General features: G+C 57.6%; 19 protein-coding genes. 10 read left to right on the top strand and 9 right to left on the bottom strand.

Features of this window, described 5'->3' with window-relative positions; all coding sequences use genetic code 11:
- Positions 1–31 precede the first annotated feature (31 nt).
- The gene (locus tag VEG30_14740; GenBank protein ID HXZ81184.1) at positions 32–1438 is read right to left on the bottom strand and encodes a M48 family metallopeptidase; all 1407 of its coding nucleotides are present in this window, start codon (positions 1436–1438) and stop codon (positions 32–34) included.
- 318 nt (positions 1439–1756) lie between these two features.
- Here VEG30_14740 and VEG30_14735 point away from each other — a divergent pair, with 318 nt between their 5' ends.
- From VEG30_14735 to VEG30_14725, 3 genes are all read left to right on the top strand, one after another.
- Complete coding sequence (locus tag VEG30_14735) at positions 1757–3256, top strand: putative glycoside hydrolase (GenBank protein ID HXZ81183.1); 1500 nt, start codon at positions 1757–1759, stop codon at positions 3254–3256.
- 283 nt (positions 3257–3539) lie between these two features.
- Positions 3540–4484 carry a branched-chain amino acid transaminase gene (locus VEG30_14730; protein ID HXZ81182.1) on the top strand — a complete coding sequence of 315 codons (945 nt, stop codon included), beginning with the start codon at positions 3540–3542 and terminating at the stop codon, positions 4482–4484.
- 286 nt (positions 4485–4770) lie between these two features.
- The gene (locus tag VEG30_14725; GenBank protein HXZ81181.1) at positions 4771–5028 is read left to right on the top strand and encodes a hypothetical protein; all 258 of its coding nucleotides are present in this window, start codon (positions 4771–4773) and stop codon (positions 5026–5028) included.
- A 93-nt stretch (positions 5029–5121) separates the two neighbouring features.
- On the opposite strand, the gene VEG30_14720 is transcribed toward VEG30_14725, so the two are convergent.
- A complete protein-coding gene (locus VEG30_14720; GenBank protein HXZ81180.1) occupies positions 5122–5865 on the bottom strand; it encodes a Crp/Fnr family transcriptional regulator in 744 nt (247 codons plus the stop codon).
- A gap of 211 nt (positions 5866–6076) precedes the next feature.
- Between VEG30_14720 and VEG30_14715 the strand changes: the two genes are divergently transcribed.
- Both VEG30_14715 and VEG30_14710 read left to right on the top strand, forming a co-directional pair.
- Positions 6077–6568: a response regulator transcription factor gene (locus VEG30_14715; protein ID HXZ81179.1), complete on the top strand. Its 492-nt coding sequence runs from the start codon at positions 6077–6079 to the stop codon at positions 6566–6568.
- Between the two features lie 203 nt (positions 6569–6771).
- Entirely contained in the window at positions 6772–8568 is a 1797-nt protein-coding gene (locus VEG30_14710; GenBank protein HXZ81178.1) for a CHASE3 domain-containing protein, read from the top strand.
- A gap of 22 nt (positions 8569–8590) precedes the next feature.
- Here the strand turns inward: VEG30_14710 and VEG30_14705 are convergent, their stop codons facing one another.
- The 3 genes from VEG30_14705 to VEG30_14695 form a co-directional block, all read right to left on the bottom strand.
- Positions 8591–8785, bottom strand: a complete 195-nt coding sequence (locus tag VEG30_14705; protein HXZ81177.1) for a hypothetical protein — start codon at positions 8783–8785, stop codon at positions 8591–8593.
- Between the two features lie 63 nt (positions 8786–8848).
- Positions 8849–9667, bottom strand: coding sequence for an alpha/beta fold hydrolase (locus VEG30_14700; GenBank protein ID HXZ81176.1), 819 nt, complete (start codon positions 9665–9667; stop codon positions 8849–8851).
- A gap of 58 nt (positions 9668–9725) precedes the next feature.
- Positions 9726–10016 carry an energy transducer TonB gene (locus tag VEG30_14695; GenBank protein ID HXZ81175.1) on the bottom strand — a complete coding sequence of 97 codons (291 nt, stop codon included), beginning with the start codon at positions 10014–10016 and terminating at the stop codon, positions 9726–9728.
- A gap of 499 nt (positions 10017–10515) precedes the next feature.
- On the opposite strand from VEG30_14695, the gene VEG30_14690 reads away from it, so the two are divergent.
- Positions 10516–10737, top strand: coding sequence for a hypothetical protein (locus VEG30_14690; protein HXZ81174.1), 222 nt, complete (start codon positions 10516–10518; stop codon positions 10735–10737).
- A 597-nt stretch (positions 10738–11334) separates the two neighbouring features.
- On the opposite strand, the gene VEG30_14685 is transcribed toward VEG30_14690, so the two are convergent.
- From VEG30_14685 to VEG30_14670, 4 genes are all read right to left on the bottom strand, one after another.
- Positions 11335–13164, bottom strand: a complete 1830-nt coding sequence (locus VEG30_14685; protein ID HXZ81173.1) for a DUF885 domain-containing protein — start codon at positions 13162–13164, stop codon at positions 11335–11337.
- A gap of 124 nt (positions 13165–13288) precedes the next feature.
- On the bottom strand, positions 13289–15877 hold the full coding sequence (locus VEG30_14680; protein ID HXZ81172.1) for a SpoIIE family protein phosphatase: 2589 nt from the start codon (positions 15875–15877) through the stop codon (positions 13289–13291).
- Between the two features lie 130 nt (positions 15878–16007).
- Positions 16008–17282, bottom strand: coding sequence for a Glu/Leu/Phe/Val dehydrogenase (locus VEG30_14675; GenBank protein ID HXZ81171.1), 1275 nt, complete (start codon positions 17280–17282; stop codon positions 16008–16010).
- Between the two features lie 200 nt (positions 17283–17482).
- Positions 17483–18307: an MBL fold metallo-hydrolase gene (locus VEG30_14670; GenBank protein ID HXZ81170.1), complete on the bottom strand. Its 825-nt coding sequence runs from the start codon at positions 18305–18307 to the stop codon at positions 17483–17485.
- Between the two features lie 235 nt (positions 18308–18542).
- On the opposite strand from VEG30_14670, the gene trpE reads away from it, so the two are divergent.
- From trpE to VEG30_14650, 4 genes are all read left to right on the top strand, one after another.
- The gene (gene trpE, locus VEG30_14665) at positions 18543–20024 is read left to right on the top strand and encodes an anthranilate synthase component I (GenBank protein ID HXZ81169.1); all 1482 of its coding nucleotides are present in this window, start codon (positions 18543–18545) and stop codon (positions 20022–20024) included.
- 6 nt (positions 20025–20030) lie between these two features.
- Positions 20031–20606, top strand: a complete 576-nt coding sequence (locus tag VEG30_14660; GenBank protein HXZ81168.1) for an aminodeoxychorismate/anthranilate synthase component II — start codon at positions 20031–20033, stop codon at positions 20604–20606.
- Positions 20607–20861: 255 nt separating this feature from the next.
- The gene (locus VEG30_14655; protein ID HXZ81167.1) at positions 20862–21182 is read left to right on the top strand and encodes a PilZ domain-containing protein; all 321 of its coding nucleotides are present in this window, start codon (positions 20862–20864) and stop codon (positions 21180–21182) included.
- A 96-nt stretch (positions 21183–21278) separates the two neighbouring features.
- Complete coding sequence (locus VEG30_14650) at positions 21279–22211, top strand: hypothetical protein (GenBank protein HXZ81166.1); 933 nt, start codon at positions 21279–21281, stop codon at positions 22209–22211.
- The last annotated feature ends 139 nt before the right edge of the window (positions 22212–22350 follow it).

The raw sequence follows: 22350 nt of genomic DNA, 5'->3' as shown, positions 1-22350 counted from the left end.
AGGGCGGAAGGGTTGGGCTCCCAGGGCCGGACTACCGCATCTGCAGGCTCTTGAGCATGCGCTCGTAGGTGGGGCGAAGCACAGTAAAGTCCTTGTCGGGAGATATGAAGACGGCATAGAGAACTGTGCCGTCCCCGCGCGGTAGGATGACGAGCCAGTCGTGCTCCTGAACCGGTTGGCCCGAACTATCTCGCAAGGGGGAGCGGCCCATAAGGTCCACCGAGCGTCCAGTGATGCCGTTCACACGAATCTCCTGCTCGGTGCCTACGGGCCGGAGATCAGGACTGGAGTGCCGCAGAGAATCGATCAGCTCACGGGTAGCTCCGTCGATGGAATTGGAGCTTTCTGGCTGAAAGCCACTGATGATTACGCCGAACGCCACTACATTCTGAGAGACTCCCGCCTCCGGGGCGATGGTAACGTCTGAGGTGGAGTCGCCGAATACGTGCCAATTCTCGGGATAGTTAAGTGTGTAGGCCTGATGCTGGAAGCTGGTGAAATTCGCACTGGGCCGAATTGAATTCGCTGAAATCGTGCCGCCGGAACTATCGGCCGTCGAGCCGGCGCTGGCGTAATGCGCCCGCTGTTGAATTTCCTGCGCACTATAAGCACGCGTGTTCAGCGCGAGCTGATGAATGCGGCTGAATTCTGCGCTGGTGGTGACAAAGTTCTTGCGCGGGAACTCGGCGATCTCCTTCTCCACCGCCTGCACGCGGTTTCCCGGATTGGGGTGATCGCTGAAGAATTGCGAACCGCGCGCTCCGCCCTCTTCCTCCAGCTTGCGGAAGAAGTTGGCCATCTCCACTGGGTTATAGCCAGCGTTGTACATGATGCGAGCGCCAACGGCGTCGGCCTGAGCCTCAGCGTCGCGGGAGTACTTGAGAAAAACCGACCCCAGACCGAACCCGATGCCGGCTGCTGCTAACTGTCCGACCGCACTGCCTCCCAGCAGCCCCCCCAGCACTCCAAGCGGAAGCTGCAGAGCTGCCTGCTTAGACGCTTGCTTGGTGGAGTGGCGTTCATAGATGTGCGACATCTCATGCGCCATCACACCTGCCAATTGGGCTTCGTTGTCCGCTGCCTGAATTGTGCCCAGATTCACAAAGATCGGACCGCCGGGCAGAGCGAAGGCATTGATATCTTTCTGCTGAACAACGTGGAATTCGTAAGGCCAGGTCGGCTGGGGCATGGTGGCCACCAGCTTTCTACCGATCTGCTGCACGTATTGCGTAACGGGATTGGAATCGGGGAGCAACGGCAGCTGCTTTCGTATCTGGGCCGCATTTTGCCTGCCCAGCTCAACGTCTTGCTCAGCGGAAAAGACATTGAACCCGGTTGGCTTGGGTAGGGAGACCAGCGCTTGTCCCCAACCCGGGAAACTTAATGACAGCACGAGAATCAGAGCCAATAACGGCTTGCACAGCTTCAGGGTGTTCATTCTTTGAGGCCTCGATCTTAGAAATACAGCAAAGTCCGCCCCGCCCTAAGGGCAACTATTTGCCTGGAGACACCACCCTACTGAAAGATGCCAGCTTCAGGAAACGAGATGCAAGTCAGGCCGTGGAGTTCGAAAGGTATCAGCCACACCGCTCGTAGAGGGGCAATAGGAAACTCATCTACCGAAGTGCAAGCCCAAATGGGCACAGTGGAGGATATCCCACGCCTGAAGATGTACTCCTTCCGATACCTAGCCCGCATCTATGTAGGTGGTAGCATCCGGAAAAATCCATAAATTGCGGTTTTTCCGAGGATTACGATGTCCAGGACCCTACGGCTGTCGGCCCTTGCGGCCCTTATCTGTTCACTGTTTATCGCTGTACTGGTGATTGCGGTACCACATTACCGGCTGGTAGCAGCTTCCAGTCCGGCCGCCAAAGCAGGATCGGGACGCGCCAACTCTACTGAGTTCAAGACCGTTTCCGCGACGACGACCACTCCTGCCTCTCCGGCAGCTCCAGTTCTACCGCCGGGCAGCATTCTCTTCACTGCCAAACGTGGACAGACCATGGACACTCTGGTCCACCTCTATCTGTCGCAGAGCACATTCATGACCGGATCGGAGTTCCGCGAGGCGGTCCGCTCTGCCAATGCGAACCTGGCGCACAGCGCTTATTTCAAGGCGGACGAGCAAATCATTGTGCCTGGGATGGACATCACGAACTGGTCGGAAAAATCGATCCCGGTACCTAAGGATTACGAAGTACGCGCCATCTATCTCACCGGCACGATGGCGGGCAGCCAGAAGGGCGTTAACCTGGTGCGCGAGTGGCGTAAGGCGGGCGGCAATGCTGTGGTGTTCGACGTGAAAGACAGCGACGGCATCATCAATATTCCATTCGAGCACAAGCTGGCGCCCACCGGGCATAAGCCGGTGATCAGCAATCTTCCCAAGTACACGCATTTCCTGCATGGGCTGCACATGCATGCCATCGCCCGTATTGCCATCTTCCGCGATCAATGGATGGCGGAGAACCGCAGTCAGCTGGCAGTGCATTCGCGCCGCACCGGCCAACCCTGGCGAGAAAATGGAAAGCTGGTCTGGCTGGATCCGTCGAATCCGGACTATCAGGATTACATCATCGCGCTGGCTCGGCATGCGGCCGAAGCTGGCGTAGACGAGATTCAGTTTGATTACGTGCGCTTCCCTGCCGAGGGTGATCAGAAAGACGCGAAGTTTGCTTTTGAGGCGACGCATCCGGATTGGAAGCGCGCGGACGTGATTGCCGACTTCCTGACTCGCGCTTACGCTGAGCTGCACCAGGACGGCGTGCTGGTTTCGCTGGATGTTTTCGGCGTGATGGCCTGGCAGCGGCCGATCGATCTCTCGCATACCGGACAGGACATCGTGCGCATGGCGAAGGCGTGCGACATTCTATCGCCTATGATCTACCCCTCTCACTTCTTCGGCATGGATGGCTACAAGCTGCCGGGTGATGCGCCCGAGCACTTCATCTCCGAGTCTATGAACCGCTTCGGCCTGATCACCAAGGATTCCGGCGTTGTGCTGCGCCCGTGGTTGCAGGCCTTTGCCTGGCGGACCAAGACCTATTCACCTGTTTACATCGAGACGCAGGTTGCCGTGGCCAAGGATAAGGGCGGGATAGGTTTCTTGTTCTGGAACGCCCGCAACGATTACAGCAAACCTTTTGCCGCGATGCCTGATATGCGCAGCAACAAGAATGGAAAATTTTTGCGCGGAGATGAGTTGCCGGGAAACCAAGCCAAGGCAGCGGTGAAGATCAAGGCCAGCAGTTAGTGGAGACCCCAGGTTAGCGCCGAAGAGCACGGCGCGAACCTGGGCCACCCACCACCCACTAAAGATCGCAGCAGCCAGCCCAGCCTGTGTCTCCAACAGCCGAGCGACAAGGTGAGGCAACCCCGTTTGAGTTTCGACACCAATCAACCATCCCGCCAAGCTGCTCTTGAACGAGGCACCCTCAAGGTTCATGCTTGTAACCCGCGACCGCGGACAGGAGCCTCCGCGCCACACACATTGGAATCAGCCTCTAATGCTGTAAACTGGCGTTGGAGGATTGAGGATGCCCATTCAGAAGACCGAGCATGTCTGGCACAACGGAAAGCTCATCCGCTGGGATGACGCGAACATCCACGTCATGTCGCACGTGGTGAATTACGGCTCTTCGGTGTTCGAGGGTATCCGTTGTTATGAGCTGCCTAGTGGTCCCGCTATTTTCCGTGCGGCCGAGCACATGCAGCGTTTGCTCGATTCTTCCAAGATCTACCGCATCGAGGTTTCCTTCACCCGCGACGAACTGGTGCAGGGCATGGTGGAGCTGATCCGCAGCAATGGAGTGTGGCCCTGCTATATCCGGCCCATCGTTCTGCGCGGCTATGGCGAAGCGGGCGTGAACCCCTTCAACTCGCCGACCGAGGTCTATATCTGTAATTATCCCTGGGGAAAATATCTTGCCAAGGGCGACGAGGGCGTGGACGTCTGCGTCTCCTCCTGGACCCGGATCGCGCCGAACACCTTGCCGGCGATGGCGAAGTCAGGCGCCAATTACATGAACTCGCAGCTGATCAAGATGGAAGCCATCATCAACGGCTATGTCGAGGGCATTGCGCTTGATGCCGGCGGCTATGTCAGCGAAGGTTCAGGCGAAAATCTTTTTGTTGTCCGCCAGGGAACCCTCTACACGGCTCCATTGGCCAATTCCGTGCTGCCGGGCATCACCCGCGATTCGGTTCTGCAGTTAGCACGCGACCTGAAGATCCCGGTAATGGAACAGATGATTCCGCGCGAAATGCTCTATATCGCCGACGAAGTGTTCTTCAGCGGCACGGCAGCAGAGGTGACGCCAATCCATTCCGTGGATAAGATTCAAGTGGGCAAGGGCATGATCGGGCCGATCACTAAGACGATTCAGAAGGAGTTTTACGGGATCGTCGAAGGACGCCAGCACGACCGGCACAATTGGTTCACAGCGGTTCCGGTCAGCGCGAAGCAGACTGTGGGCGTATAGCGGCATCGACATTTCTGTTCCATATCCTGCCCGGCGGTCCCAACGGGCCAGTTCGAAGGCCTTGCCCTATCCGAGTGGTGAGAGCAGTCTATCCTGCCGGTTACACTTATCCATTTCCTACGCCGTTCTTTCCAACTCGATAGCTTTTTAGCGCCCAGACTTACGCGGTCAATTCAACAACTTAGCCAAGGCTCGGAAGTTTTCCGTTGATCGCACCTGGATTGGCCGTCGATGTGCTTCTTCTCGCTTCCGAAGATGATGGGGGGCTGGCCCCTGAGGAGGCATTATGAAAAAGCAGATACTGCTCGGACTCGCGACATTGGGGTTGATGACTTCTTCGCTGATCGCGGCGGAAGTACCGGGGAATGGACGCAACCTGCAGAAGCAGGACAACACCGAAGAAGTCTGCACGGTTCATCCCGAGTACAGCTGCGTGCGGGTTCGCAAGGCCGATAGTGACAAGCTGGCATCCAACCGCAAGAAGGCGGATGAGTCGAACATCGCCCGCATGAGCAAGGATGAACGGATCGCGGATCGCAAGTAGTCCAAGGCGCGATTCGCCCGGCGGAATCAGCTCCTATCGACAAGCGCTTCAGCCACAGATGCACGTGGGTCTGTGGCTGATGGGAGGCAGTGGTCAGGTGAGTCCGACTTCACCGTTCAGCTGCTGTAGGACGCTGTAGCACTCGCACGACAGGCCCTCAAGCCCCTTGCGATCGATGACCCGCAAGTCGCCCCGGCTATAGTCGATCACCTGCTTTTTCTGCAGGTCGCGTGCAGCCAGGCTCACGCTGGGCCGATCGGTGCCCAGCATGGTAGCCAGGAAGTCGTGGGTGATGGGCAGAAACCCCGAATTTAGCCGATCCTGGCTCATCAGGAGCCAGCGGGCAAGCCGCTGTTGCACATCGTGAAGGCGATTGCAGGCCGCTGTCTGGGCCGCTTGGACACCCTGTGCCACAGCAAAGCGGGCAAGCAGCATTTGAAGGCCAGGAGTAAGCGGCAGTGCCTGTAACAACCACTGCACCCCGATGCGAGCAGCATCACCGGAGACTTGAACCACCGCGCGTTGCGAGGTTCGAGAAAAACCGAAAGCCGAAGAGAGGCCGGCAATACCCTCTCTTCCGATCACACCGGTCTCCACGGATCTACCATCGCGGGTGACCACCACCAGGGAGACTAATCCAGAGTTAGGAAAGTAAACGTGGTCTGGAGCTTGGCGAGGTTCGTGCAGGCTGCTGTGGTGAGGCAAAGGCACCAATTCCAGGTGCGGCCGGAGGTAGGCGTATTCACTCTTCGGGGTAGCAAGCAGAATCAGGTTGCGAATAGCTTTGCCTTCTGGGCTTGTGCGCTCGCCGGCTTTTGCAGTTCCGAGATCGATCATCGTGCAAATTCCCCACTTGGGATGCCCAAAACCACACGAGGGAAGAAGAGATTTGTTGGTAACTTGCGAGCTGGGGGGAAATAATCCTGCCAACTAGGGCTTTCACTGTATTTACCACTAGGCGTAGCTTTTCTATGTTCGATGTAAGCGCTTCGGGGGCGTCACTTAGGCAAGGTTTGGGTCGCGCGCCTCGCAGTTAGGCCTGGAGAAAATGGCGACTCGAATCCTCATAGCCGACGATCATGAGTTCGTACGCAGGAGTCTGCGCGTTCTCCTGGAAAGCTGCGCCCATGACTGGGAGGTTTGCGGGGAAGCGCGGGACGGTCGTGAGGCTGTGACTAAGGCACAAAAGCTACATCCTGACCTGATCATTCTCGACTGGGTGATGCCTGGGGGTGACGGATTGCAGGCCGCGCGCGAGATTTTAAAAGCCACACCGAGCACACGAATCGTGATGCACACCCTGCATCACGGCCCGGAGATCGAAATCGAGGCCCGCAAGGTCGGAGTGGAGAACGTCGTCTCGAAAACAGACGGTGCTGCGGTCCTGATTCACACCATAGAATCACTGTTGAGCGAAAAAATACCCGCCGGTGAGAGATTGTCGAACCAGCGGGAAACGGCACCCGCCACCGATACCGGGCTTAGCACCACAACTGATGACCTGAGCTATGGGCGATCAAGCGGCCTGAAAGCCGGTTGAAGTCGGAAGTACTGATAAAGACGTTCTACTGTTTTCCACTTTCAAAGACTTCTATCGTTCTTCATCTTAGACCTGGCTCCGCTCCGCAATGTCGACAGAACCTTTGAAATCAGCATCTTGGATCCGCACGATTTTTTCGGAACTTTTTCCCTTCCGGCGTGTTAATGGTTAGACTTGTTAAGGTCCACCAGGAGCGTGCGAGTTTGAGCAGCGGACCATTCCCCCCTGCCAGTCTTGGACCACTGGAAAAAAGCCGGGAGTTTCCGGAGCGAGTTGCCTGGGCTGTAGTCGGCCTGGCCCTGATATTGCTGTGTTTGATCTTTGCCTCTGCGTATCGCACGATCGTTGCCCTTGTGACTAGTGAGAAGCAGGTAGCACATAGTCACAGTGTGCAAGCCGCCCTGCAGGATTTTCGTGCCGATATTCTCACCGCACAAAGTGCTCGCCGGGCATACACGATCACCGGAGAAGCAACTCAGCTCGGACCCATCCGACCTCTGCTGGAAATCATTCCCAGCGAGCTGAGGAATCTCAGAAAACTGACGGCCGACAATCCTGCTCAGCAGCGCTCTTTGGATCGCCTTGAGCCGCTGGTGCAGCGGGAGCTGACGTTGATCCGGCAGTCGATTGGCAATGAGCCTGCCAAACCCGGGATGGAAGGACAAATCGGGTTGACCGAGGCCGGCACTCAGTTGATGGGCCAGATTGTAGCAATACTTGCCCAGATGGACGGCGAGGAAGGCAGGCAGCTCCTCCAGCAACAAAATCGATCGGGTGCGACCTACAGCCGGACATTGCTCCTGCTTACCACCGCGTTCGTAATTGCCGTTCTGGTTTTGGCCGTCAGCTTTAACGCCCTTCTCAAGGAGCTGCGTCGCCGCAGAGTGGCCGAACAGAGCGCGCGATCGCAAGAACATGTGCTGAACGCATTTTTCGCCTCATCTCCCGTGGGGCTGGCGATTGTTGACTCTGATCTACGCTTCCAGAAGGTGAACACCTTTCTGGCGGACATGAACCATCTGGCTGTCGCACAACATGCGGAACGAAAGATCAACGAGGTCTGGGGAGAGCTTGGCTTCACCATCGAACCACCGTGCCGGCAGGTGCTCGCCACCGGACAGCCGGTCTTGAACCAGGAGTTAAGCCGCACGTCCACTGACGATTCCTCACGCGGCGAATGGATCGTTAATTACTTCCCCTTATATCGCGAGCAGGGGCAGTGCAATCAGGTGGGCATGGTAGTTCTTGACGTCACACTGCTACGACGGGCCGAGGATGCGGCCCGCCGATTGAGCAGTCGTCTGCTGCACATGCAGGATATAGAACGCCGGAGGATGGCGCGCGAGCTGCACGACAGCTTGGGTCAGTATCTGACCGCCTTGAGCATATTCATCGAGCGGCTGAGTTGCGAAAAAGAGCCCATGGACTCCTCGGAGGACCGAGTCAGTCTATGGGCCGAAACACGCGAACTGCTACAGAAAGCTCTTGCAGAAACGCGCACGATCTCGCATCTGCTGCATCCGCCTCTGCTGGATGAAGCAGGACTGGCTTCCGCGACTCGTTGGTATGTTGAAGGCTTCGGCAATCGCAGCGGTATCCGCGTGAATCTGGAGATTCCTCCTGACCTGGGCCGCTTTCCCGAAGGTGTGGAGTTGGCGCTCTTTCGCGCCTTGCAGGAATGTTTGACCAACGTTCACCGCCATTCTGGCAGCGGCATGGTCGATGTTCGAATCAAGCGCCCCATCAATGCAGTTGGTCTCGAAGTGCAGGACTATGGAGAAGGGATTCCTGATGCCTTGCTGGCACACCTCCGAGTTTCAGGCAGTGAGGGAGGGGTTGGCTTGGCGGGCATGCACGAGCGCGTGCATGAACTCGGCGGGACAGTGGAGATCGATTCCAGCCCCAGCGGCACTTGTGTCACAATCCGCATCCCGTTAGGCGAGCCGGCAACCGCTGGGTATGCTGTCCAGTCCGCATCGGACAAAGCACCCGCCGCATAAGAGGTCAACCCAGGATGCGAGTTCAGCGCTGGCTTTCCTGCAGCAGTTCTGCCAGGTGTTCTTTCCAGATCGCGGGATAAGTGTGCGTGCCGTGGCCGCGGGTTTGGTCAGTGATGGGTAGAAGGATGAATTGTCCATTCTTGACCTTCTTGATTTCCCGTTCGGCGATTCCAAGTTCCGGCGGGTTGATGAGATCGTCTCCCGAGTTGACGAACATTACTGGTGCCCGGATCTCCTGCAGGTGGGGTGCAGGATCATAGTCACGCGAGGCGTCGACCTGCTAAAGGAGATCGTTCGCGTCCGTCGTAGCCATGCGGGTGTTCACGAAATTGCTGAGAAAATTGTCGGCCTGTTCGCGCGTGGCGTACTCCTTCTGCATCTGCAGCGGGCTGCTTCCCATGATCAGGAGAACGTAGAGGGCGGTTTCTAGCCCGCGGGGCTGCTGCTGGTACTCGCCGTTCTTCCAATCAGGATCGGTGTGGATGGAATCCATAATCATTTTGCGCATCATCCGGTTTCGGCCAGCGATCTGCACCGGCAGGCAAGCCAGAGGCATAACCGCGTCCATGAAATCGGGATAGGTCTCCGCCCAAACCCAGGAATGCATGCAGCCCATAGATGTGCCCATCACAAGACGCAGATGGTCGACCTTGAGTCCCTCGGTAAGCAGCAGGTGCTGAGCGGCAACCATGTCGTCATAATCGTAGTGTGGAAAGCGGGCATGCAGGCCATCGCTCGGCTTGCTGGAATGGCCGTGTCCGATGGAGTCGGGAAGAATGATGAAGTAGCGGCTGACGTCGAGCAGTTGGCCGGGACCGAAAAGCACGCCCGCAAAGCGCGCGCCGGTGAATTGCTGTCCGGAGCCACCGGTGCCGTGCAGGACGATCACGGCGTTGGTGACACGGCCGGAGGAGTCGGTCACCGGCTTGCCATAGGTGGCATAGTGCAGCCACAGTTCTGGCAAGACCTCGCCGGAGCGGAATCGGAAGTTGCGAGTGACGAAATCGCCCTCGGTGGGCTTGGGCGGCTCCTGGGAAAGCGCGATTACCTTCAGCAGGAAAATGCAAGCGAAGAGCAGGTGCCCAGTGCGTATTTTCATGGGCGGAGAGCTTACTGGGGCTTGGGATGGGAAGCAAGGCGAGGCGCGAAGTGCGATTCTATTGCGCGGGAAGGAACCGGACCGTGACCGCGTCCGGTCCAAGAATCGTAAAAGCGGTGGTGGTTTCGACTGAGACGGCATGGCCGTTCGCAATGTATGGCGAATAGCGCCATTGTCGGACCGCGTTGGCAACCGCTGACGCCAGCGCTGGATCGCCCTTCACAATTTGCACGCTTTCCACGCTTCCCTTTGCACTCACTACAGCCCTGACGATGACTTCTTCCTTGCCGGTTCCCAGCTTTTCAGACTTGGGGAAGGCCGGATAAATCACGTGTTGAGGAGCGAGCATAGCCCCGAGCGGCCGGGTAATTGGTGTGCCGTTGGCAGCCGCTGTATTTATCCGCTCGGAGGACAGTGGGTCTGAAGATGGTCCAGGGGATTGGGTGAACCCTGTGGCGATACCGGACGCATCAGCCGGCAGTGCATCCAGGGGCACAGAACCAAGGTTGGGTGAAACCGCAATAGCGTTAGGAAGAGCCGCGGCCTCGGGTGGCGGCGCAAGCGTCACCGCCGTATTGGGTGCACTCCGTGGGGAAATTCGGTTTGGGCCGGGCGTCGCAAGCGAGGATCTGCTAGCTGGGTCGACTATAGGCTGTGAAGCTAGTGTGGGCTGCGATGCCTGACTTCGGGTCTCATTCATTGGAGAGGAGGTTTTTGACGCAGTGGGCGCTCCCTGAGATTTGGAGGATGAATGCGTAGCTGGGGAAGCAGTACTCGCCGCTTGAGGCCGGGCCTGCTGGACGGTGTCTGGACTGGTACGGAGCCGCAGGACAAGCCCTGCGGACAGAATGACCGCGGCTGCTGCCATGGCTAGCCATGCCCATCGCACGTTCGATTTCGAATCTGTCGGCGATGCCGAGCGCGGTTCTGCTGATTCCCGTGAACGGGAAGAGATTGGGATCCAGTCTGGATGGGCAAGGCGGTTTCGATCAGCGGAAGGTCTGGACACGCGGCTCTTGCCGGGCAAAAGAATGGGAGCTGGCGTGGGCTTTACCAAGACCGGCAAGTGAGGCGACTCCGGCTTGGGTGGAAGAGAAGTACTCGCCGGCGGACTTGCCGTATCTGGGACGGGGGCGGAAACCGCTTGCGGGCCGGAGCCCGTCGCAAGCAGCTTCTCAAAAGCCGGTTTGGGCGCGAGACGCGAAACGGGCTTCCTTCCCAAGCGTGAGAACTCTGCCCGCCCGATTACTAGCAGGGGATCGATGCGCTCGCTGCGGAGGGGGGCGCGAGCGCGCCGCGCCAGCCGTTCCAGCATTTGTTGCTGCCCCGAGCTTAGAACTTGCACTGGCAAGCGGCGAAAATTACGAAAAACCCACAGCAGATAGGAGCGCTCCCAGAAGGAAGGCCGGACGTAACGGCATTCACCATCGCAGTAAATCTCGACAAGGCCGTCGCGAATTTTTGCGATCGACATGCAAAAACCATTTCCCCGGAAATGCCGGGCCCTGGGAGTCTGAAAATCTGGCCGTAGCAAGATTTTACGACTGTTGGACCGTTGCCGGTAACTGTGCCCTGATGATTTTTTACCCGATCCAGATCAAGGTCGAGAGGTCAGATGCTCCCCATGCCCAAAGACCGAAAGCCAGCAGGGAGCAGCCGCAACAATGCTAGTTCCAAGCTATGGCGTTTGTTTTCGCTCTCACCCGGGGCACGAACTCCTCCATCACTGCCTTGCGCAACAGAGCTGGCGGAAGGAGTCCCTGAGCAAGAATGAAGTCGTGAAATTTCTGCTGATCGAAGTTCTTGCCCAGAGCCTGCTGCGTATCTTTGCGAAGCTCAACCAGCTTGGTGTAGCCGTAGAAATAAGAAGTCGCCTGGCCGGGGGCCCGGAACATATAGCGCTCCACTTCCTGATTGGCCATTACATCTGATAACACCACATCCTGCGTAAGCACTCGTTTGGCCTGCTCCGGAGTTACCTTGCCCGACTCCAGTTCGGGGTCGAGAAAAGCGCGAGCAGATCGCAGCAGGCGATGTTGCAGGCAAACCAGCTGGCCATCTGGCGGCATGTACGGTTGCATGATGTACTCAGAATAGAGCCCCCAGCCTTCGACATTGGTGCTGTTAAAAGCAAAGATGGCACGAGCCAGAGACACACCGCGCTCAATCATGGAGTCGAACTGGAGTTCATGTCCCGGGCGCCCCTCATGGGCGGTCAGGGTCCAGGAGGCGGCGGAAAACGTAAAGTCGTCGAAGTTCTGCATCGTGCCCGGTTTAGCACCGGCTGCAGAGGGGATGGTCAGCGGCAGCACGAATTCACCCACTTCACCGGTATTACCGATCAAACGCGGCATGTGCATGTTGGGGGCTGGAATATTGGCAGCCTCTGCTTCGCTGGCCAGGCGGATTCGCATAGGACGGTCGGGCAAGGTGACCAGGTGTTCCCTGCGGATGATCTGCTCGATTTCCGCAATTCGTTTTTGATAATGGGCGAGAATGGCATCACCCTGAAACTGGTCTTTCTTCAACTCACGAATGACATCGCGGTAATCTGTGGAAGAGAAGCCGCGCTGCTTTGCCACCGCCGGCGCAAGCGCCTGCATCTGTTTCTGGATGCCGTCAAAGGCAGCATGCGCTAACCCCGCCAACTCAGCAGGAGGGATGTCGACTCCGACGTCCTCCAGCCGGAAGGCATAGAGTTCCGCTGGCAGACGAAAATCGTTGCGAGCCTTGGGTGCAATTTCTTTGCGCAGGAAGTCGTTGTACGCCGTGAGCTGCACTTTGAGCTTGGCGTAGGACTGTTCGTAACCGGAAATCTGGAATTTCGCCAGGAGTCTCGCAATGCCGTCGACGAAGAATTGGCTCTGAGCCAGGTCCTTCTCCAATTCGCCTTTGTAGGGACCAATCAGCCCAGGTGTGTTCATGCGGCTGCGTGTGTATCGCTCGGCCAGAACCGTAATGGGTTCGTATCCGGGCTCAGTTCCGGCGTAGCGTTTGAGGCGAATTAATGCTTTCTGCCGCCGCTCCTGTGGTTCCTGATCATCCAGCAACGAGCGCATGCCCAGAAACACGGTCCGGCTCATATCCAGGTAAGGGATCTGATATTTCTCCTCCAGTTCTTGTTCACGATTCTGCCTCTGCGCAGCATCGATAAGGATCTCGAGATCCTGCCGGACCAGCGGATCCTTCTCTGAAGCCAGACGGGATTGCAAGTCGTGTATGGCCTGCTCAACCGCGACATGCTCGCGCGCAACAAAATTCGGTTTCAGGTCGATGATCTGCTCGTCAAATCCCTCGGCGCCGAAAGAGCTCGCGTCTTCCGGCGTAAAGCGAGCCATGATTTGGATAAGAATCTGTGCATTCTCATCGCTGCGCACTACCCACGCCTTAGGCGCCGGCTTGACTGCTTGAGTGGGCTTGGACTGCGCTAGCAGCGGCACGGCTATCGTGATCGAGGCCAGCCACAGGCTGAAAGAAACAACAAAATTCTTGTTCAAGAGATGTCTCCTTGGATTGCGAAGACTGGGCCGAAATCCCCCATAGGACTGGCGATAGTTACGCAGAGGCTGGCGATGCGGTTCAACATTTTTGATTGTAAATTCTGACCAGCGGAAGGGCCACTCATGGACGGCAGCGCGCGACCACCAGGGTAATGTCGTCGGCCTGCTCGCCGCCCGAAAATTGCTGGACCGCAGCCACAATGTGTTGCTGAATGTCAGAAACGGGCAGGCTGCGGTTGGCGGCAATCACTCTTGCCAGGCGCTGCTCACCGAATTCTTCGTCTGCGCTATTGGAAGCTTCCGTGACCCCGTCGGTGTACATCACCAGGACATCACCGGGATGCATGTCAATTTCGGCGATGCCGCACTCCCACTGCTCGAACAATCCCATAACTGTGGCGGTGCTCTCGAGTCGTTCTACCTGTGGCTCATGGCTGGCGCGGCCACGCACCACCAGAGGAGGAAGATGCCCGCAATTCACGTAACGCAAACGGCGGCTGTGATCATCGTAGTCGGCAAAGAAAAGGGTGGTGTAACTGCTGTCGCCCGTGTTCTGGTAAAAGAGGCGGTTAGCCGAGACCAGCAGTTGAGCCAGGTCCGTCAGCGCCATGGCGTATTGACTGCGCAGGTTGGCTTGGAGATTTGCCATCAGCAGTGCCCCAGATATTCCCTTTCCTGCGATATCCGCCAGAACCAGAGCTAGACGTCCGCGACGCAGTTCCAGAAAATCGTAGTAGTCGCCACCTACTTGCCGCGCCTGGATACAAACTCCGGAGTACTCCAACGTCTCCAAAGGAGGCGTCTTTTGAGGAAACAGGCGGCTCTGAACCTGTCGTGCGAACTCCATTTCCTGATGCGCACGATGCTCGGCCTCAAGGCGCGCCGCCATTTCCTCCGCTAGATGGATGTTCTCGAGGGCCATGCCGGCCTGGCTGGCCACCGAGTCGAGCAGGCGCTTGTCCTCTCGCGAATAAGGCTCTTCCGACAGGCGCTCCCCAAGCGCCAGCAACCCGATCAGGCGGCCGCCACGGCCGAGAATCGGAACCACGCACTCGGGTGCGAGATTGCGAAGTTGTCCCATATCCTCACCATTGGGTCCGGAGGGGAGAACATCCCAGGAGCGGCCGCGGTTCGCCGACTCCTGCACGATGGGATGGGTCTCAGGAATTGTCATCGAGACATCAGGAATCCCCGACTCTTGTGTCAGCTCGCCATCTTCGTTGCGAAAAAAGCAAGCGAAGGTTTTCGGGTGCAAGGCGCCGTTGATCTGGTTCTGCAGCAGAGCTGCGAGCTCGTGACGGTCAGCAACCGAGCGGGTTTTCTCTGCCAGATCCTGCAAGATGAGCCGTACATCATAGGTGCTGCGGAAGAAGGCCTTGTCGATGCGCTCCGTACCCCGCTTGATTACCGGGGCAAAGCTCCAGACCATCACGACTCCCAGGGCGACGCTGGCGATCATGCCGGCGTTCGATTCGGCCTGGAAGAAGCGGGAAAAGAAGCGAGTAAACAACGCAGTGACAGCGGCAGCCACCGCAAACAGCAAGACGACGAATCCGCGCTGCACCAAAACGTATCGCGCACTTCGCCGCAAGAGTACGGGAATTTCGAGCACGCGATGTTTCACCACGGCGTAGGCGAAAGACAATGGAATTAGAAACAGGGCAGCAATGGCGAAGCTCAGCACCCAATACGGAATGTTGGTTGGCCGCCTCAGGGGAGAAGAAAGCCCAACAAACCGGATAACAAGGATGGGCGCAACTCCCACCACAGTACCCGTAACCATCACGCGGGTCTTGCGGCGAGCATCCGAAGTTGGTGCGCTAATGTCGTTCCACACCAAAGAAACCAGGCCAAGAATAAACCCTCCAAAACTGTAGATTGAGGTCACTATAACCACTAATTTCGCGGGCACAGGCCGCAGTACTGCAAACAACAGGGAGTACATGCCTCCACCCGCCAGCACGACCACGGAGCAGGCTAGAGCTACTGCGCCACCGCCTACGACCAGCGCAGTTTTCAACCAAGGGATACGGCGATCGATCGGTGAGGAGGCAGGGAAAGTGGCGAAGAAACAATAGAAGATGGCCGGCAGCCAGCCATAAAAGAAAACCATATACGCGAACAGGAATCGCCGAAGGGGTGGGCTTATGGCCCCTTCCAAAAATGCGAGAGGAGCTGCGGCAATGAAGCCCGCAAACATTATGGCGAGAAGCCAGGCGTTGCGATTTTCGAGGCGAAGGAACAGAACTGGCAGCCCGACTACCAGAAACAGCACAGGGTAAAGACTCAAAATGGAATTCATTAACCGCTGCGAAGAGGTATAGAGGGTGGACTGTTGATAGGCAATGAGCGCGAGGGAGGCACGGACCAGGCCGGTTCCTGGACGCTCTATCAGCAATGAAATCACCTCGCCTGGCTTTCCGCGAGCTACGGCATCAGGGAGACTCAGTCCGGAGAGCTTTTCGCCATTGACCTCAACCACGCGGTCACCAGCTTGCAGTCCAACCTGGGCAGCGGGGCCGTTGGGAATGATGCGCGCAATCTGGAGGTAGCCTTTCGGCTGGAGTGGGCCGAGTTCAACTCCTATCTCGACAGGTGGTTGCCAGCGGATGTAGTACATCCAGGCTGCGGAATAAAAAACCGTCGCCGCAGCAAAGAGGATAGCCGTCGTCAGCAGCACGGGCCGCGGAATGGAGGCGAGACTTCGCATACATTGTGGTCTTAGGACGGTCGCTGGTGATTCTAGAAAGAAAAAGCTCGGCGGGAAAGCCGAGTCCGCTGGTTGTGCGCTCTCGCCAGATACCGTGGAGCGATTCGGAGCTCGTTACTATGTCCCGCAGCTAGGCATAAATGCCGCGCTGTCGTATCGTGTACGCCACTCGGTCGATCGCCAGCATGTAAGCCGCAATGCGGTTGTTTACAGTGTGGGTCTTGGCGTAGCCGACCACGTCGTCGAAGGAAGAACGCATGATGTGGTCGAGTTGCTCGTTAACCACTGACTCCTTCCAGAAGTAACCCTGGCGATCCTGCACCCACTCAAAATAGGAAGTAGTGACGCCGCCGGCGTTGGCCAGGATGTCGGGAATCACAAAGATCTTCTTGTCGAACAGGATCTCGTCCGCAGTGGCAGTAGTGGGACCATTGGCGCCTTCGCATAGAATCCTGGCTTTCACTTTGTCGGCGTTGCGGCTGGTGATCACATTTTCAGTGGCGGCTGGGATCAGGATGTCGCAGTCGGAGATCAACAGCTCATCGGAGTTGGCCTTCTCAGCTCCGGCGAAACCGTGAATGGTGCCGGCCTTGAAGCGGTGCTCCCACAGCGCATCGATATCAATGCCATTCTGGTTGTAGAGGCCGCCGTCATACTCGGCGATTCCAATGATGCGATAACCAGCTTCATGCATGAGGCGGGCCGCGTTTGAGCCGACATTACCGAATCCCTGGATGATCACGCGGGTATCCTCTCGCCGCATATTGAAGAGCTTCAGCGCCTCATCGCAGACCACCATTACACCCCGGCCCGTGGCCTCGCGACGCCCACGCGATCCGCCCATGTTCAAAGGCTTTCCGGTGACGACCGCGGTGACGGTCTGGCGCATGTGCATGGAGTAGGTGTCCATGATCCACGCCATGATCTGCTCGTTGGTGTTGACGTCAGGGGCGGGCACATCTTTTTCCGGTCCGATGAACTCGAACAGTTCCGCCGTGTAGCGCCGGGTCATCCGCTCCAGTTCACTCATCGACATTTTTTTCGGGTCACAGATGACGCCCCCCTTGGCGCCGCCAAACGGAATATTCACCACCGCGCACTTCCAGGTCATCCAGCTGGCCAGGGCACGGACTTCGTCCAGCGTGACATCGGGGGCGTAGCGGATTCCCCCCTTGGCGGGACCACGAGCAATTGAGTGCTGCACGCGGTAGCCGGTGAAAACTTCCAGGTGACCGTCATCCATCTGTACCGGAATGTGAACCGTAATCTCTCGGTTGGGATAGCGAAGGACCTTCCACAGGCCTTCATCGAGATTCAATTTCTTGGCGGCCACATCGAAGCGGGCCGCCTGTGCTGCCCACGGATTGGTCTCCTGATCCAGAGGAATGGAACTGGTTACAGTCATGCATGTCTCCGAGCAGAGCGGATTGGTCGGGGATGATTCCGCTGCTTGATAGTGGCACCTTGAGCCCGCCATGAGGGCGGGTGCGAAGTTTGAGTATATGCACGTGCGAGAAGGCAGGCAAGATCACGAAGATTAGTGGATTGAGCGGAAGTGCCAAAAATGCGCCACGCCTCACGATGACAACTGTTGGCAATGCGAATTCACAGCTGCATTTCCAAGCCTTCGGCGGCGGCACGCACTCGCGGGTAGTAATTGCGCGCTTCGCGGACGATGGAATCGATGCACTCGTCGCTGTGATCCGGATCGTGATGATAGAGGACCAGTTCCTGGGCTCCGCTTTCCATGGCGATGTTCACCGCTTCGCGCCAATGGCTGTGTCCCCAGCCACGCTTCTTGGCTTCGTATTCCTCCGGCAGGTATTGGGCGTCGTAGATCAGAATATTTGCGCCTTCGGCCAGGCGCCGAACGTTCTGGTCAAAGAGGGTGTGACCAGGTTCGTTGTCGGTGGCGTAAACCAGAATGCCACTCGGCGTCTCCATGCGAAAGCCGAGGCAGCCTTGAGGATGATTGAGCCACATCGTCCGGATGGTGCAGTCATCGAAGTCGAGACGAGCCTCATCGATGTCATAGAAGTGACGATGCGCTGCCATCTGGCTCATGTCCACGGGAAAATACGGATCGGTCATCTGCTCTTCCAGCGCGCGCTGCAAACCGCGGCTGCGGCTGGAGGAGTGGAAGAGAAAGCGATTTTCCGAGTTTTCATACAAAGGAGTAAAGAAAGGGATCCCTTGAATATGGTCCCAATGGAAATGCGAAAGGAATATGTGCGCCTGAATGGGATGACCCGTGGCCTCCGATTGACGCGAGAGGTGCTTGCCCAGATTACGGAATCCCGTTCCGCAGTCGAAGATGTACAGGTGACCGTTGATGCGCACTTCTAAGCAGGAGGTATTGCCCCCGTAGCGCATGTTTTCGGGCTGGGGAGTGGGAGTAGATCCGCGGACCCCCCAGAATCTAATGTGCATGTATCTCTCTTAACCGCCCCGCTAAAGCCCGCATTCGAACCGCCGCAATCGCTGCCGGTCCCTGCAATACTGTGGCTTAAAGCAGGAGAGTCGGGTCTCCAAGTGAACGAAGTATAAGCCACGATCGCAGTGATGCGTCAATTTGCGAACTAGGAACCGGCAAACGATCGTTCAATGGTCGGCGGAATGGGCAGAGCGAGAGGCCACGTATAATCGGGCTTTCTGAGATCACTGCATGCTGCGCCCGACCTTCAAAGAGTTCCAGGAGTTTAGCCGTCATGCGACTCTGATTCCAGTGGTCAAATCGATCAGTGCCGACCTGCTAACCCCAGTTTCGGCCTTCCTGGCGTTTGCTGGAAAGGAGCCGTGTTCGTTCCTGCTGGAGTCGGTGGAAGGCGGGGAAAAGATCGGGCGCTACACCTTTCTAGGGTCGCGTCCTTACATGCGGGTCACCGCCCTGGGGAATGCAATCGAGATTGAGCGCGATGGCGAATGCGCGGCCCGCATCGGAGACGCGGTTGCAATCTTGCGAGAGTTGCTGTCCACGCATCGGCCCGCTAAGGTTCCCGGCCTACCTCCCTTCACCGCCGGCGCCGTGGGATTCTTTGCCTATGACATGGTACGTAGGTTCGAAAAGCTGCCGGAGACAGCGAAAAACGACCTGCATATACCCGATTGCGGGCTGATGTTCTTCGACCGCCTGCTGGCCTTCGATCACCTGCGCCACCAGATTCACATCATGGCATCTGCGAACGTCGCGCATGAAAAGCCGAAATCGGCATATGACCGCGCGGCAGCCGATATCGAGGCTATTGAGAAAAAGCTGCGGGCAGGTGTAAGACCTGCGGAGCTGGCCGCCTTATCGAAGCCAACCCGCGGCCGGATGCGCATACACCACACCACCTCGCCGGAAACCTTCATGGCCAGCGTGAATGCGGCCAAAGAATACATCGCGGCGGGAGATATCTTTCAGGTGGTGTTATCGCAACGAATTGACTTCCAGCCCACGACTTCTCCCTTCAGCATCTACCGCGCTCTGCGCGCGGTGAATCCCTCGCCATACATGTACTTCCTGCGCATGGATGACATGGTGGTGCTGGGATCCTCGCCGGAGATGCTGGTGCGAGTTACAGGAAGCAAAGTGGAGTACCGGCCGATCGCTGGGACCCACCCTCGGGGAAAGGAAGAAGCCGAGGACCAAGGGATCGAGCGGGCCATGCGCAACGACGAAAAAGAACGTGCCGAGCACGTCATGCTGGTGGACCTGGGCCGCAATGACGTGGGCCGGGTAAGCAAATATGGCAGCGTGAAAGTGCGCGACCTGATGTATGTGGAACGTTATTCGCACGTCATGCACCTGGTGTCGGCGATCGAGGGCGAGTTGCGCCCCAATCTGGATGCGCTCGATGTCTTCGTAGCCTGCTTCCCGGCGGGCACGCTGAGCGGTGCTCCTAAGGTTCGAGCCATGGAGATCATCGAAGAGCTGGAACCGCTGCGCCGTGGGATCTATGGCGGATCTGTACTGTATGCTGACTTTGCGGGAAATCTGGATTCCTGTATCGCCATCCGCACCATGATGATCAAAGGAAAGCGCGCCTACCTCCAGACCGGCGCCGGCATTGTTGCCGACTCAGTGCCGGAGCGTGAATACGAAGAGTGCCTCAACAAAGCCAAGGCTCTGATGAAAGCAGTGGAGGTCGCGCGCAATGGGTTGTGAGTTCCTATGATCTTCGTGCTCGATAACTACGACTCTTTCACTTACAACCTGGTCCAATACCTTGGGGAGATGGGGCAGGATGTCGTGGTGCGGCGCAATGATCAGATTACGATTCCCGAGTTGGACATCCTCGCCCCAGAGCGGATCGTCATTTCGCCGGGGCCGTGCACGCCCCAGGAGGCTGGCATCAGTGTTGAGCTCATCCGCCACTTTGCAGGAAAGATGCCCATTCTTGGAGTTTGTCTGGGGCATCAGGCAATTGGCGAAGCTTACGGCGGCAAAGTGGTACGCGCACGTCAGTTGATGCACGGTAAGACCAGCCACATCGAGCACGACGGAAGGACCATCTTCCGCGACATCCCTTCCCCCATGGAGGCCACCCGCTATCACTCTTTGATCGTGGCGGAAAAGGGTCTTCCCGATGACCTGGAAGTGAGCGCCTCCACCTGCGACAAGGATGGAAATCGTGTGATCATGGGACTGCGGCACCGCAAATACCCCATTGAAGGTGTCCAGTTTCACCCCGAGAGTGTCCTGACTGGCGAAGGCAAGAAACTACTAAAGAACTTCCTAAGCTTGTAGGCAAAGACAGTTCAGAGTCACCGCTTACTTCCCAGTAGCGGGCTGGGACGCTACATCTGTGGCATACCCGACCAGCCCAGCCCTTCCCGCCCCATCTCAGCACAAACCACATTCCGGGAGCATTTCCTGACTTTGGTTTCGCCTGTCGGGTACTAGTAACTGGGACAGGCACAGAAGGGACCACGTACTAAATACGTTGTTGACACCTCACAGGATTTAAGTAGATGCTATGGCACCCCTCACGGAGGATCAGGCATGGGCGAGCCGCAGCAGGAGCAGCGGGCGACACGGCGGTTTGCGTTGCGACTGCCCCTAACCGTGAAATTCGCTCACGGGGAAGAAAAGGAAGCACAAACCCGCGACGTCAGCGCGCGGGGAATTTCATTTTTTATTGATAACGTCGTAGCCGAAGGTTCTCCCATTGAGTTCACTCTGACGCTGCCTCCAGAGATCACCCTCACCGAGAGCATTCGGGTGCACTGCAAGGGCCGGGTGGTCAGGGTCGAGCAGCATGCGCCGGGGCGTGTCGGGATCGCCGCCATTATTGAGCGCTACGAGTTTCTTTCTGATACTTAGATCTCCGTTGGTGATGGACCTGTGGCGGCTTTCGTGAGGCACTCTCCCTCCGGGTTTTAACAACATCCCAACGTCAAAGGCGGTATCCTTTACCGAATGCGGTCAATCGGGCTTCTATCCTTGCTGCTCATCCTGTTGGAGACCTCGGCGCTAGCCCAGGCACCAGTGGGAGAATTGTTTGCCAGCGACGCCAGCGTGCGCGGGTCGGTGCTGTTTGCCAGCAGCGGCACGAAAATCACCAGCGGCTCGACGGTAACCGCCGGAGAAATTCCCGCCACGCTGTCTCTAGTGAGGGGCGGAGAAGTACGAGTGTGCCCAGGCACGCAGTTGTCCGTCACATCCTCGGGAAACGGCCGAGAATTGATGCTGGCGATGAATACCGGCGCCATTGAGGCGCATTATCAATTGCAAGCCTCGGCCGACACCGTGCTCACTCCTGACTTTCGAATTCTGCTCGCCGGGCCGGGTATATTCCATTTCGCGATCAGTGCTGATGCTCGCGGCAACGCATGTGTCAAGGCGCTGGCTTCGAATACGGCATCGCTGATCGTATCGGAATTGGCCGGCGCCGGTGCGTACCAGGTCAAGCCGAATGAGCAAATTTTCTTCAAGAATGGGCAGGTGAGCGAGTATGACCATCTCACCCCGCCAGGATGTGGATGCCCTCCGCCGCCTCCGGTGAGCCTGGCCGAGGCAAAGCCCGCGCCCCGTCCCCAACCCAAGCCGGCGGAGCCTCCAGCGGTAGTTCCCACGTCCAGGCCTCCCGCGCAGGATGTTCATGTTCAGGTGGACGCCCCGTTCGTGTTCAAGGCGGGAAATCAGGACGAGGAAATCGCTCAAGGGGTTGCGAAACTGAGGCTGACCTCCGGGTCGCAGCTGCCGACCCCCGTGGGGTCGCCGCCCACAACTGCCAGCGCAAACGCGAATCAGGGGACTACGGTAACCGCCTCAAGCACTCCCAAGGAAGCACCCCCCAAGAAGGGCCTTTTCGGGAAGGTTCGCTCATTCTTCGCAGCGGTATTCAAATAGCCTGCATCAATCAGTGGGAACGAATGAATTCCTCAGGCGACGAACTTTTCCCCGTTTTTCGGCTGAGTTCGGGTCTATACTTTTAAGGCAAGAATTATGTCCACCGGGGAAGTTGTTCGAACATCCGAGTCCCCAGCTG

The sequence above is a fragment of the Terriglobales bacterium genome, from assembly GCA_035624455.1.
Lineage (GTDB): Bacteria > Acidobacteriota > Terriglobia > Terriglobales > Acidobacteriaceae > DASPRM01.
The sequence above is the reverse complement of the archived record's forward strand: the minus strand, read 5'-3'. Positions and strand labels throughout refer to the sequence as shown.